Source organism: Dyella marensis (assembly GCF_049532885.1).
In the GTDB taxonomy this organism is placed as follows: domain Bacteria; phylum Pseudomonadota; class Gammaproteobacteria; order Xanthomonadales; family Rhodanobacteraceae; genus Dyella_D; species Dyella_D marensis.
On record NZ_CP064029.1, the window covers coordinates 4,300,372 to 4,313,858 of the forward strand.

The window sequence follows — 13,487 nt, forward strand, 5'->3', positions numbered from 1 at the left end:
AGCGCCTCAGCCGGCATTGCGTGTGAGGAAGGGGTGGTATTCGCCGCGCAGGCCGACCGGCGCCGCGTGGCGGATATCCGACACCGTGGTGATGGCGCAGCGGTTTTCCTCCAGCCCGAAGCCACGACCGGCCAGGATCTCCTGGTAGCTGCGCGTGTGCAGGTCGGTGAAGCCGCCGGAGAACTCGATCTCCTCGCCGTCCACCGTGATGGAGCGGTAGGTGCGCTGGCCGGCCAGGCGCTGCGCGGCGGGCACGTCTTCCACGTCCACCGAGAGGAACCAGCGCACGCGGCCATGCTCGTATTCCAGATAGCCGCCGGCCTTGGTGTCGGACAGCTGGTGCACCACGTTCTGCTGCAGTTCGCCGAAGATGAAATGCAGCATGTCGAAGAAATGCACGCCGATATTGGTGGCGATCCCGCCGGACTTCTTGGCGTCGCCCTTCCACGACTGCAGGTACCAGTGGCCGCGCGACGTCACATAGGCCAGATCCACCTCGTGCTTGGCGGCGCGCTTGGAGGAACGCACTTTCTCGCGCAGCGCCACGATGGCCGGGTGCAGGCGCAGCTGCAGGATGGTGTTGATCTTGCGTCCGGTGTCCTGCTCGATCTCGCGCAGGCCGTCGATATTCCACGGATTGAGCACCAGCGGCTTCTCGCAGATGGCGTCGGCGCCGGAGCGCATGGCGAAGCGCATATGCGAGTCGTGCAGGTAGTTGGGCGAGCAGATCGCCACATAGTCGGCGCGCTGCGGATGGCTGGCGCGGCGCATCTTGTCGATATGGCGGTCGAAGCGCTCGAATTCGGTGAAGAAGTCGGCCTCGGGGAAGTAGCTGTCGATCACGCCGACCGAATCGTTCGGGTCATAGGCGGCCACCAGCTTGTTGCCGGTGTCGCGGATGGCCTGCATATGGCGCGGGGCGATATAGCCGGCGGCGCCGATCAAAGCAAAGTTCTTCATGAAGCGACTCCTGCGACGGCCGCGCGGGGAGCCGCGGCGGGGTAATAGGTTCGATACCAGTCCACGAAGGCCGCGATGCCCTGCTCCACCGACACCTTCGGCCGGTAGCCCACGGCCTCGACCAGGCTCGATACGTCCGCCTCGGTCTCCGGCACGTCGCCAGCCTGCAGCGGCAGCAGCTCCATCGTGGCCTTGCGCCCGAGGCACTGCTCCAGCACCTCGATGTAGCGCAGCAGTTCCACCGGCTGCTCGTTGCCGATGTTGTAGAGGCGGTAGGGCGCGACGCCGCTGGTGGCGGGGTCCGGGCGCATGGCGTCCCATGCCTGGTCCTTGCCGGGCACGGTGTCGAGGGCGCGCACCACGCCTTCGACGATGTCGTCGATATACGTGAAGCTGCGCTTGTGCCGGCCTTCGTTGAACACGCGGATCGGTTCGCCCGCAAGGATGGCCTTGGTGAACAGGAACAGCGCCATGTCCGGCCGGCCCCAGGGACCGTACACGGTAAAGAAGCGCAGGCCCGTGGCCGGCAGCCCATACAGATGGGCGTAGCTGTGCGCCATCTGCTCGTTGGCTTTCTTGGTGGCGGCGTAGAGCGTCAGCGGATGCTCGGCGGGGCGGTGCTCGGAGAACGGCAGGTCGCGGTTGGCGCCGTAGACCGAGCTGGTCGAGGCGAATACCAGATGTTCCACGCCGTGGTGGCGGCAGCCTTCCAGCACGTGCAGGAAGCCGGTGACGTTGCTGCTCACGTACACATGGGGGTTGGTGGCGGCGTAGCGCACGCCGGCCTGAGCGGCGAGATTCACCACGCGCTGCGGGCGATGGTCGGCGAACAGCTTTTCCATGGCGTTGCGGTCGGCCAGATCGGCCTTGACATGCGTATAGCCTGGGAAAGCCTGCACGCGTGCCAGACGCGCCTTCTTCAAGCCCACGTCGTAGTAGTCGTTGAGGTTGTCCACACCGATCACTTCGTCGCCGCGCGCCAGCAGCTTGCGTGCGACGTGCGAACCGATAAAGCCTGCCGTGCCGGTCACCAGGATTTTCATCACAACCTCCCGTCTACCGCCTCGCGCGGCAGTACGTACTTCACGTCGTAGACCACCGACTCGGGCTTGCCGTAGCTGCGGATGCCCGCGGCACCCTGCGAGGCGAACTCGCGATGGCCCACGGCCACGATCACGGCGTCGTACGAGCCGCGCGAGGGATCGCCGATCGTCGCCAGGCCGTATTCGTGCCGGCACTCGTCCGCGTCCACCCAGGGATCGTGGACATCCACCTCGGCGTTGTAGTCGCGCAAGGCCTGCACGATGTCGATCACACGGGTGTTGCGCAGGTCCGGGCAGTTCTCCTTGAAGGCCAGGCCCAGCACCAGCACTTTCGCGCGCACCGGGTTGATGCCCTTGCGCACCATCAGGCGCACCACTTCGCCGGCCACGTAGGGACCCATGCCGTCATTGGTGCGCCGGCCCGCCAGGATCACATCCGGGTGGTGCCCTACTTCCTGCGCCTTGTGCGTCAGGTAATACGGATCGACGCTGATGCAATGGCCGCCGACCAGGCCCGGACGGAATGGCAGGAAGTTCCACTTCGTGCCCGCCGCTTCCAGCACTTCGAGCGTGTCGATGCCGAGCTTGTTGAACAGCATCGCCAGGTCGTTCACCAGCGCGATATTGAGGTCGCGCTGGGTGTTCTCGATCACCTTCGCCGCCTCGGCCACCTTGATGCTGCTGGCCTTGTGCGTGCCGGCGGTGATGATGCTGGAGTACAGCGCGTCGACGTAGCTCGCCGCTTCCGGCGTGGAGCCGGAGGTGACCTTGAGGATCGTCGTCACGCGATGCTGCTTATCGCCCGGGTTGATTCGCTCCGGGCTGTAGCCGGCGAAGAAATCCTGGTTGAACTTCAGGCCCGAGCCGGCTTCCAGCAGCGGCACGCACACCTCTTCGGTGCAGCCTGGATAGACCGTGGACTCGTACACCACCACGTCGCCGCGCTTGAGCACCGTCGCCAGCATCTGGCTGGCCTTGACCAGCGGCCCCAGGTCCGGCCGCTTGGCCGCGTCGATCGGCGTGGGCACCGTCACGATATAGACGTTGCGGTCGCGCAGGTCTTCCAGCGCGTCGCTGTAGCGCAGCCGCGTGGCGGACTGCAGTTCCTCGGCTTCCACTTCCAGCGTCGAATCTTTTCCGGCACGCAGTTCTTCCACCCGCGCGGTGCGGATATCGAAACCGACCGTGTCGTACTTCTTGCCGAATTCCACGGCCAGGGGGAGGCCGACGTAGCCCAGGCCGATGACGGCAATCTTGGCATTGATCACTTGCTGCATCCGATCTTCCAGATAGTGGCGGTCCGGCGTCTTAGCCTGTGTCGATGGACCGTGAAGGGGAGAGCCTCTCGGCTCGGCTGCGAACACGAGAGCCACGTACTGTGGCAAGCGCTTCTTTACTCACACCTGAAGCACGACGACGCGTACGCGACGCATTTCAGATACAGCGAAACGCATCAACGTTTAGCCGTCCAAACGTCCAGATGTTCGCCTGCGCTCTTGACAGGCTCATGAAGCGTGACGGCCAAATTCACGACGCGCATCGCAAATCCGCTCGCGCGCAACACCGCCATTCATGCGCGAGCGCAGCCATCACGGCTCCGTTCGCACGTCCGCTGCTTACGTGCCGTTCTTGTATTCGTAGTAGCCGTACGAGTAGTAGCCGCTGCTGCGGCGCTCGACCGCGTTGAAGATGGCGCCCTTGATCTCCACGCCGTTCTGCGCAAAGCGCTGGCGGGCCAGGGCGATTTCGCGCGCCTGATTGAGGCCGAAGCGCACCACCAGCAGGCAGGTGCCGGCCATGTGGCCGATGATCGAGGCATCCGTCACCGCCAGGATCGGCGGCGTATCGATCAGCACCAGGTCGTAGCGCGGCATCAGCTGCTCCATGACCTCGGCGAAACGCTGGTTCATCAGCAGCTCCGACGGGTTCGGCGGCACCTTGCCGCGCGCGATGTAGTGCAGGTTTTCCAGCGAGGCCAGCGGGCGGATCGCCGTATCCACGTCGATCTGGCCGGAAATCAGTTCAGACAGGCCATTGTTCGGCCGTCCGCCCATCACCTTGTGCAGCGTGCCCTTGCGCATGTCGCCGTCGATCACCAGCACGCGCTGCCCGGCCTGCGCCATCACCGCGGCGAGGTTGGCGGAAACGAAGGTCTTGCCGGCCTCCGGACTGGAGCCGGAGATCATCAGCACATTGTTCTTCGCCTCCATCCGGGCGAAATGCAGGCTGGTGCGCAGGCTGCGCAGGGCCTCGGTGGCCAGATCCGCCGGCGAACTGATCGCCAGCAGATGATGCCTGCCGTCGCCGCGCGCGTGGTCGGACAGGCCGATCTCGTGCTCGGTCGGGCTGACCGGCACCGAGGCATAGACCGGCAGGCCCAGCTGCTCGATCACCGAGGGCTCTTCCACGCCGCGGTTCAGCATCTGGCGCACGAACACCAGGCCGAAGGCGAGGAAGGCGCCGACAAACGTGCCGCCGAACACCACCAGCACCTTCTTCGGCTTCACCGGGCTGGTGACGTCCACCTGGGCGTTGTCGACGATATGCACGTTGCCGACCTTGCCGGCGCGCGCGATGTCCAGCTGCTGCGCCTGGTTGAGCAGGCCGGTGTAGGTCTGGTTGCTGACTTCGACGTCGCGGGTGAGCTTGAGCAGTTCCTGCTGGGTGTCGGGCAACACGCCGACCTGCTTGTCCATGTCGCTCTTCTGCGCCTCCAGCTGGCCGATCTGCTGCATCAGCGCCTTGTAGGCCGGATGCGCCGGCGTGAAGCGGCGCTGGATGTCGGCCTGCTGCATGCGCAGCTGCTGGATATTGGCCTCGACCGCCACGCTCTGGTCCAGCAGCGCCTTGGTCTGCATGGTGATGTCGACCGACTTGGCCTGGATCTGGAACGCATTGAGCGCGGCCTGCGCGCGGTCCAGGTCCTGCCGCACCTTGGGCAGCTGTTCCTGCACGAACTTCAGGCTGTTGGCCGCTTCGGCCGCGTTCCATTCCACGTTCTGGCGCACGTACCACTCGCTGACGCGGTCGAGCAGCGACACCGCGAGCCTGGCGTTGGCGTTCTGGTACGAGAGGCCGATGATGCCGGAGTCCTTGCCCTTCTCGGTGGCCTGGATGGCGGTCTGCAGCTGGTTGATGGTGGTGAGCGCCCGTTCGCGCCGCACGTCGAAGCGCGTGCCGGGATTGGCCTTGAGCACGCCGACCTGGAAGGTCACGCCATGGCCGGTGGCGATCTGGCCGGGCGCGCCCTGCAGCAGCTCGTCGCCGTCGGGGCTGAACAGCGTGTACGCGCCGTTCTCGCCGGCGATCAGCGTCATGGTCTTGCCGAGCAGGTCGTCCGGCACTTCGATGCGCTGCAGCTCCAGCTTCGAGCCGCCCCAGTCGTAACGGTTGAAACCGAGCAGCGGGCTGGCCAGTTCGCCAGGGTTGGCCGAAGCGAAGCGCCGCGCGATGCCGGTGCCGATCAGCGGGAAATGGCGCGCCGACACATTGATGTCGAGCTTCAGATCGTCCACCGCCTTGCCGATCACCGCGCGCGAGGTGATCAGCGCGATCTCGGTGTTGGCCTGCGAGTTGGACGCACCCAGCGTCTGGCTCAGCGCGCTGATGCCGGGCAGTTCGGGCACTTTCTGTTCCACCTGCACCATCGCGTCGGCCTGGTAGATCGGCGTGGCGAGCAAGGCGTAGGCGAGGCTGCAGGCGAGGAACAGGCCGGTGATGGCGAAGATCAGCCACTTGTTGTCGACCAGCGTGCCGAGAATCGCACCGAGGTCGAGTTCTTCGTCATTGCGCTGCTGGGTAACGGGGCGGGGATCGGTCATGAGGAGGCCGCTCTGGAGAAGGAGGGGGTCAGATACGGCTGCCAGCGCGCGATGGCCTGGTCGATCAGTCCGTAGACATGCTCGAAGGCCGGGCGCGATTGCCCGTACGGGTCTGGAATCTCCTTTTCACCTAGCCACTTGCCGAGCAGGAACACTTTCCCGCTGGCCTCGGGCGCGAGGCGCGCAATGCGGGCGGCATGGCTTTTCTCCATCACCAGCACGAGGTCCACCTCGTGCAGCATCGACGGCTGCAGCTGGCGTCCGCGATGCGCGCTCGCATCGATGCCGTGCTCCGCAAGAAGCGCAGCCGCCGTGGCGTCCATGGGATGGTCTTCGAGCGCGCCCAGGCCGGCGCTCGATATCTCGAGCGAGGCATCGCACAGGCGATCCCTCAACAGGTATTCGGCGGTGGGGCTACGGCAAATGTTGCCCACACACACAAGCAGGATACGTTGGAACACAGCGTTGCCTGACTCTGCAAAAAGATGTGGAGGCCGCGCAATACGCGAACCCGAAACCGACATCCCCCTGTTTCGTCAAACCACTTCTGCCGGACGAAAACCGGGTCGATAGTAGAGGAATGTTCCGATGCGATGGCGAGAATCGCGTCGCGATCGTGCGCACTCGTACAGCCCACGTTAGGGGACGGGTTATATGTCTCTACATTTCCTGAACATGCAGCGCACATGAAAAGAGCCTGCAATGCAGGCTCTTCTGTGAAGGTTCCGTGTCCAGCTCGTGTCGAACGAGCGACGCCGTATCAGTGCGATGGCGACGCAATAAGTTGCTCGATCGCACCGAAGATCGACACGTTGTCGCGATCCGTCACGTCGATGCGGATCACGTCGCCGTACTTCAGGAACGGTGTGCTCGGCTTGCCGTCGCGCAGGGTTTCGACCGTGCGCTGCTCGGCCAGACACGAAGCGCCCTTGCCGGTGTCTTCGTTGGCGATGGTGCCGGAGCCGACGATGGTGCCCGCGGTGAGCGGACGCGTCTTCGCCGCATGCGCCACCAGCTGCGCGAAATCGAACTGCATGTCGACGCCGCATTCGGCTTCGCCGAACCAGGCGCCGTTGATCCAGGTGCGCATCGGCAGATGCAGCTTGTCGCCATGCCATGCGTCGCCGAGTTCGTCCGGCGTGACGAACACCGGCGACAGCGCCGAGCGCGGCTTGGACTGCAGGAAGCCGAAACCCTTGGCCAGTTCGTTCGGAATCAGGCCGCGCAGCGAGACGTCGTTGACCAGGCCGACCAGCTGGATGTGCTGCGCGGCCTGCGCGGGCGTTGCGGCCATCGGCACGTCGTCGGTGATCACCACGACTTCGGCTTCGAGGTCGATGCCGTAGTCCTCGCTGGGCACCAGCACCGGATCGCGCGGCGCCAGGAAGCCCGCGCTGGTGGCCTGGTACATCAGCGGGTCGACGTAGAACGACTCCGGCACCTCGGCGCCGCGCGCGCGGCGCACGCGCTCGACGTGCGGCAGGTAGGCGCTGCCGTCGACGAATTCATAGGCCCGCGGCAGCGGCGCGGCCAGCGCGGCGACGTCGAGCGCGAACGCGCCCGCCGCGGTGCCGGCCTGCAGCTCGGCGTACAGCGCGTTCAGGCGCGGCGCGAGGTTCGACCAGTCGTCCAGCGCCGCCTGCAGCGTCGCGGCGATGCCGCTGGCCTTGACCGCGCGCGACAGGTCGCGGCTCACCACGACCAGGGTGCCGTCGCGCCCGCCTTCCTTGAGACTGCCCAGTTTCATAGCTTCACTCCGATCGCCGCGCCTTCAGCGGCAGCGTTCAACATTAATCGATGTGGGGATGGCTGCCCATGCGCGCCTGCGCGCGCGTGGGGTCAATGCACGCGGATCAGCCGGGCTTGAAGTGCTTGCGGATGCCCTGCCAGCACTCGTAGTAGTTGCCTTGCAGCTGCGGCGCTTCCAGCGCCTGCCGGGTCGGCCGGATCACCTTGCGCGTCTCGAACATGAAAGCCATGGTGCCGGTGAGGTGATCGGGCTTGCTCACGTCCGCGGCCGAGGCCTTCTCGAAGCTCGCCGCATCCGGGCCATGGCCGCTCATGCAGTTGTGCAGGCTGGCGCCGCCCGGCACGAAGCCGCCCGCCTTGGCGTCGTAGGCGCCCTGGATCAGGCCCATGAATTCGCTCGCCACGTTGCGGTGGAAATACGGCGGGCGGAAGGTGTGCTCGGCCACCAGCCAGCGCGGCGGGAAGATCACGAAGTCGACATTGGCCGTGCCGGGCGTGTCGCTGGGCGCGGTCAGCACGGTGAAGATCGACGGGTCCGGATGGTCGACGCTGATCGAGCCCACCGTGTTGTAGGTGGTGAGGTCGTACTTGTAGGGCGCGTAGTTGCCATGCCAGGCCACCACGTCGAGCGGCGAGTGGTCGATCTTCGCGGACCACAGCGAACCCTGGAATTTCGCGATCAGCTCGAAGTCGCCTTCGACGTCCTCGTACGAAGCATGCGGCGTGAGGAAGTCGCGCGGCAGGGCCATCGAGTTGGCGCCGATGGGGCCGAGGTCCGGCAGGCGCAGCAGCGCGCCGAAGTTCTCGCATACGTAGCCGCGCGCCTCGCCGTCCGGCAGCTCCACGCGGAAGCGCACGCCGCGCGGGATCACCGCGATCTCCAGCGGCGCCACTTCGAGCACGCCCAGCTCGGTGCACAGGCGCAGGCGCCCCTGCTGGGGCACCAGCAGCAGCTCGCCGTCGGCGTCGTAGAAGAAGCGCCCCTGCATGGAGCGGTTCGCCGCATATATATGTATGCCGCAACCGGCCTGCTCGCCCGCGCCGCCGTTGCCGGCCAGGGTGACCAGGCCGTCGACGAAGTCGGCAGGCTGCGCCGGCATCGGCCACGGGTCCCAGCGCAGCTGGTTGGGCGTGGCCGGGGCTTCGTCGAAACGGTTATGGAAACGCTCGTGCGCCAGCGGCTCGAACGGCCGGTGCATCGACGCCGGCCGGATCCGGTACAGCCAGCTGCGCCGGTTACTGTGCCGCGGCGCGGTGAACGCACTGCCGGACAGCTGCTCGGCATACAGCCCATGCGCCACGCGCTGCGGCGAGTTCTGCCCATGCGGCAGCACGCCGGCGACGGCTTCGGTGGCGAACTCGTTGCCGAAGCCGGATTGGTAGCCCTTCGTTTCCATCGATCGCACCCGTTGCTTGTCCGAGTATGCCCCTCCCCCGCCGGGGGAGGGATTGGCTACTTTTTACAGCACGCCCCGGCGCATCTGATCGCGCTCGATCGATTCGAACAGGGCCTGGAAGTTGCCTTCGCCGAAGCCCTCGTTGCCCTTGCGCTGGATGATCTCGAAGAAGATCGGGCCGATGTTGTTCTGGGTGAAGATCTGCAGCAGCTTGCGCTGCTTGGTCTCCGGGTCGGCATCGATCAGGATCTTGTTCCTGGCCAGGCGCGGCACGTCTTCGCCGTGGTTGGGAATGCGCAGGTCGATCACGTCGAAGTAGGTGTCCGGCGTGTCGAGGAAGGCCACGCCCTTGGCGCGCATCGCTTCGACGGTCTCGTAGATATTGTCGGTGAAGCAGGCGATGTGCTGGATGCCTTCGCCATGGTACGCATCGAGGTATTCGTTGATCTGCGACTTCGGATCGCTCGACTCATTCAGCGGAATGCGCACGATGCCGTCCGGCGCGGTCATCGCCTTGGACACCAGGCCGGTCTTGGCGCCCTTGATGTCGAAGTAGCGGATCTCGCGGAAGTTGAACAGGCGCTCGTAGTAGTCGGACCACTTCTGCATGTTGCCGAAGTAGAGGTTGTGCGTGAGGTGGTCGATGAAGGTGAGGCCGAAGCCGGCGGGGTTCTGCTCCACGCCCGGGATCGGCGCGTAGTCGCCGTCGTAGATGCCGCCCTTGTCGCCGTAGCGGTCGACCAGATACAGCATGCAGTCGCCGATGCCCTTCACCACCGGGGCGTTCACCGCCTTGCTCGCTTCCTTCTCGCCCACCGCCTCGCCGCCATTGGCCAGCACCTTGGCGTAGACCTCGGCGGCCGGCTGCTTGAAGCGGATGGCGAAGCCGGCGGCGCAGGGGCCGTGCTGGGCGGCGAAGGCGGCGGCGAAGGAATCGGGGTCTTCGTTGACCAGGAAGTTCACCCCGCCCTGGCGGTACACCGTGATCGGGCGGCGCTTGTGCTTGAGCACCGCGGTGAAGCCCATGCGGGTGAACAGGTCGTGCAGCTCGGCGCCGCGGCCGGCCGGGGCGGCGAATTCGACGAATTCGAAGCCGTCGATGCCCATCGGGTTCTCGAAAGTGGTCACCTGCATGCCAAGATTGGGCTGCGCGCTCATGGGGTATCTCCTGGTCGGAATGCCTGGGGGCGAGGTGGTTCGCTCCGCCGGTCGCGGCACCTGAAAAGGATGCGACCGCCGGTATGACCCGAGCGTTATAGTTACATGTGAAACCATTTGCAAGGAGTGGTGCAGCAGTGCCCGCCGATCAACAACACGTCCACCCGTCGGACCACGCCCCGCTGGAGCTCGAACGCTTCCTGCCCTACCGCCTGTCGATCCTGTCCAACACGGTCAGCCAGGGCATCGCCGACGACTACCAGGCGCGCTTCGACCTCAGCGTCACCGAGTGGCGGGTGATGGCCGTGCTGGCTCGCTTCGAAGGGCTTTCCGCCCGCGAGGTGGCCGAGCGCACGGCCATGGACAAGGTGGCGGTCAGCCGCGCCCTGGCCCGGCTGGTCGAGGCCGGCCGGGTCAACCGCGGCACCCACGAGGGCGACAAGCGCCGCTCCGTACTCGCCCTGAGCGAAGCCGGCTGGGAGGTGCACGACGTGGTGGCGCCGATGGCGCGGGCGCGCGAGCGCGAGCTGCTGGCCAAGCTGGACGCGGACGAGCAGGCCTGGCTGTCGCGCATCCTGGACAAGCTGCTGGGCCCGCCGGTGCCGCCTCGAAGCGGGGAACAGGGAACGGGGAACAGGGAACGGGAAAGCGCAGCGCCAGCTTGAAGGTCTGGAATTCGGAAAAGAAAGAGGCGGCATGCGCCGCCTCTTTTTTTGTTCCCCGTTCCCCGCCTTACTTCACCCCATGCATCAGCCGGTTGATCAGCGGCGCCACCGCCAGCAGGATCGCCGCCGCGATGCCCAGCAGCCAGAAGCTGAAGGTGAAGCCGCTCAGCGCCGAGGCCACCGTCATGCCGGTGGTGCCGCTGACATGGCCGGCGAAGATGCCCGACAGGTTGTTGCCGATGCCGGTGGACAGGAACCAGCCGCCCATGGCCAGGCCGACCAGGCGGCTGGGCGCCAGCTTGGTCACCATCGACAGGCCGATCGGCGACAGGCACAGCTCGCCCACGGTCTGCAGCACGTAGACCACCACCAGCGGCCAGAACGGGATCAGGCCCTTGTCGTCCACCAGGCTGGACAGCGCGTACATCAGCGCCACGAAGGCCACCGCATTGCCGAGCAGGCCGAAGCCGAACTTGCGCGGGATGGAGGGTTCCAGCTTGCGCTTGTCCAGCCAGCCCCACAGCATCGACATCGGCGGCGCCAGCAGCACCAGGGCCAGCGGCGCGACGGACTGGAACCAGCCCACCGGGAACTCCCAGCCGCCGAACATCTTGCGGTCGACGATGTTCTCGGCCAGGAAGTTGAACGAGCTGCCGGCCTGTTCGTAGAACATCCAGAACAGCACGTTGAACACGAAGATCACCAGCATCGCGATCACGCGGTCGCGCTGCACCTTGCCCTCGCGCACGCCGTCGATCATCAGCAGCACGCACAGGCCCACGAACAGCGCGCTGAGCAGCCACTGCAGCACCACGGCGCCGGCCTTGGCCATCACCAGGTAGACCAGCGGCACCGCCACCAGGCAGCCGATCAGCACGTAGACCACGCGCATGCGGCTGGCCTGGTCCGGCAGCGGGCGGCCCACGCCCTTGAGCTGGCGGCGGCCGAACCAGAACCAGAACAGGCTGAACAGCATGCCGATGCCCGAGGCCAGGAACACCAGCTTGTAGTTCTGCTGCATCGGGGTGTCGGTGAAGTAGCTGGCCAGCCAGCCGGTGAGCAGCGGCGAGGCCAGCGCGCCGGCGTTGATGCCCATGTAGAACAGGGTGAAGCCGCGGTCGCGGCGCGGGTCGCCCACGCCGTAGAGCTGGCCCACCATCGAGGAGATGTTCGGCTTGAACAGGCCGTTGCCGACGATGACCGTGGACAGGCCCAGCAGGAAGATGTCCTGGTTGGGCAGCATGATCATGAACAGGCCGGCCGACATCACCACCGCGCCGACCAGGATCGAGCGCTGGTAGCCGATGACCTTGTCCGCCACGTAGCCGCCGAACACCGCCGCCGCATACACCAGCGCCAGGTAGGCGCCGTAGGTGCGGCTGGCGAAGGCCTGGCCGGTGGGGCTGCCGCCGAAGAACTCCGCCACGATGTACAGCGTGAGCGCCCAGCGCATGCCGTAGAAGGCGAAGCGCTCCCAGAACTCGGTCATGAACAGCATCCACAGCGGACGCGGGTGACCCATGGTCTGGGGGTAGTCGGGCACCGTCGGCGCCGCCGACGTATGAGAAGCCGTGGTGGTATCGGTCATGCGATCCCCTGTTGTGCAGGCATGTCGAGCTGGAAAAAATGTACTGATCCGCACATCGCGTACAGACCGGAAATTCAAAACCCGCGACATGTAACCGGCCCGGCGCCGCGCCGTCAAATGCGGCGCAACATCTTGCGGAAAGCCCGGCAAGCCATGATCCGAAAGTGCGGATCGCAAAAAAAGCGGCTTTGCCGCTTTTTCAGACCACGCCGCCTCGGCTCAGGTGCCCAGCACCGTCCGCACGTCCAGCAATTCGGGGAAAAACTCCAGTTCCAGCGCTTTCTTGAGGAAGGCCACGCCCGACGAACCGCCGGTGCCGCGCCGGTGGCCGATGATCCGCTCCACCGTCTTCATATGGCGGAAGCGCCACTGCTGGAACTGCCCTTCCACGTCCACCAGCTGCTCGCACATGTGGTACTCGGGCCAGAATTCCGCGCGGTTTTCGTAGATGCGCTTGAACACCGGCAGCAGGCCGTCGTTGCGCTGGTGCGGCTGGGTAAGGTCGCGCGCCAGCAGCTCGGCCGGCACGGCATGGCCGCGGCGTGCGAGATAGGCCAGGAATTCGTCGTACAGGCTGGGCGCTTCCAGCACCTCGCGCAGCGCGGCCTGCGCGGCCGGGTCGTAGGCGAACACCGCCAGCATCTGCGCGTTCTTGTTGCCGAGCAGGAATTCGATCTGCCGGTACTGCAGCGACTGGAACCCCGAGGAAGAACCCAGGATGTCGCGGAATTCCAGGTATTCCGACGGGGTGAGCGTCTCCAGCACGCCCCACTGTTCGTACAGCTGGCGCTGCACCTGCTTGACCCGCGCCAGGATCTTCAGGCACGGATCGATGTCGTCCTTGTGCAGATGATCGATGGCCGACTTCAACTCGTGAATGATCAGCTTCATCCACAGCTCCGCCACCTGGTGCTGCACGATGAAGAGCATCTCGTCGTGATGCGGCGGCTGGCTCAGGGGCTGCTGGGCGGACAGCAGCGCGTCCAGCCGCAGGTAGCCGCCGTAGGTGAGCCGGCCCTGCAGGTCGGTCTCGATCCCGGCTTCCAGGTCGCGCCGATTGTCGGTCATGACGTTCCGATCACAGGTAAAGCACGCATGTTACCTGG

Annotated in this window: 11 protein-coding genes; 1 reads left to right on the forward strand and 10 read right to left on the reverse strand. The window is 65.8% G+C overall.

The annotated features are described in order from the left end of the window. Nucleotides 1-6 precede the first annotated feature (6 nt). The 8 genes from ISN75_RS18715 to hppD all read right to left on the reverse strand — a co-directional run bounded on the left by ISN75_RS18715 (nt 7) and on the right by hppD (nt 10,128). Nucleotides 7-960, reverse strand: coding sequence for a Gfo/Idh/MocA family protein (locus tag ISN75_RS18715; RefSeq protein WP_168647753.1), 954 nt, complete (start codon nt 958-960; stop codon nt 7-9). Continuing rightward, entirely contained in the window at nt 957-2,003 is a 1,047-nt protein-coding gene (locus ISN75_RS18720) for an NAD-dependent epimerase (protein WP_343817508.1), read from the reverse strand. Before ISN75_RS18720 ends, ISN75_RS18715 begins: the two co-directional genes overlap by 4 nt. After that, on the reverse strand, nt 2,003-3,280 hold the full coding sequence (gene tviB / locus ISN75_RS18725) for a Vi polysaccharide biosynthesis UDP-N-acetylglucosamine C-6 dehydrogenase TviB (protein WP_167257117.1): 1,278 nt from the start codon (nt 3,278-3,280) through the stop codon (nt 2,003-2,005). Before tviB ends, ISN75_RS18720 begins: the two co-directional genes overlap by 1 nt. A 339-nt stretch (nt 3,281-3,619) precedes the next feature. Further along, the gene (locus ISN75_RS18730) at nt 3,620-5,824 is read right to left on the reverse strand and encodes a polysaccharide biosynthesis tyrosine autokinase (RefSeq protein WP_167257118.1); all 2,205 of its coding nucleotides are present in this window, start codon (nt 5,822-5,824) and stop codon (nt 3,620-3,622) included. Next, nucleotides 5,821-6,285 carry a low molecular weight protein-tyrosine-phosphatase gene (locus tag ISN75_RS18735; RefSeq protein ID WP_343817509.1) on the reverse strand — a complete coding sequence of 155 codons (465 nt, stop codon included), beginning with the start codon at nt 6,283-6,285 and terminating at the stop codon, nt 5,821-5,823. Before ISN75_RS18735 ends, ISN75_RS18730 begins: the two co-directional genes overlap by 4 nt. A gap of 299 nt (nt 6,286-6,584) precedes the next feature. Continuing rightward, nucleotides 6,585-7,571, reverse strand: coding sequence for a fumarylacetoacetate hydrolase family protein (locus ISN75_RS18740; RefSeq protein WP_343817510.1), 987 nt, complete (start codon nt 7,569-7,571; stop codon nt 6,585-6,587). A gap of 106 nt (nt 7,572-7,677) precedes the next feature. Beyond that, nucleotides 7,678-8,970 (reverse strand): homogentisate 1,2-dioxygenase, encoded by a 1,293-nt coding sequence (gene hmgA, locus ISN75_RS18745; protein WP_167257121.1) that lies wholly within the window; start codon nt 8,968-8,970, stop codon nt 7,678-7,680. A 63-nt stretch (nt 8,971-9,033) separates the two neighbouring features. Then, nucleotides 9,034-10,128, reverse strand: a complete 1,095-nt coding sequence (gene hppD / locus ISN75_RS18750; RefSeq protein ID WP_167257122.1) for a 4-hydroxyphenylpyruvate dioxygenase — start codon at nt 10,126-10,128, stop codon at nt 9,034-9,036. 137 nt (nt 10,129-10,265) lie between these two features. Between hppD and ISN75_RS18755 the strand changes: the two genes are divergently transcribed. Beyond that, a complete protein-coding gene (locus ISN75_RS18755) occupies nt 10,266-10,793 on the forward strand; it encodes a MarR family winged helix-turn-helix transcriptional regulator (protein WP_343817511.1) in 528 nt (175 codons plus the stop codon). A 67-nt stretch (nt 10,794-10,860) separates the two neighbouring features. Here ISN75_RS18755 and ISN75_RS18760 read toward each other — a convergent pair whose 3' ends face one another. After that, a complete protein-coding gene (locus ISN75_RS18760; RefSeq protein WP_167257124.1) occupies nt 10,861-12,381 on the reverse strand; it encodes a peptide MFS transporter in 1,521 nt (506 codons plus the stop codon). 219 nt (nt 12,382-12,600) lie between these two features. Beyond that, nucleotides 12,601-13,449 carry a tryptophan 2,3-dioxygenase gene (locus tag ISN75_RS18765; RefSeq protein WP_168647749.1) on the reverse strand — a complete coding sequence of 283 codons (849 nt, stop codon included), beginning with the start codon at nt 13,447-13,449 and terminating at the stop codon, nt 12,601-12,603. Between the last annotated feature and the right edge of the window lie 38 nt (nt 13,450-13,487).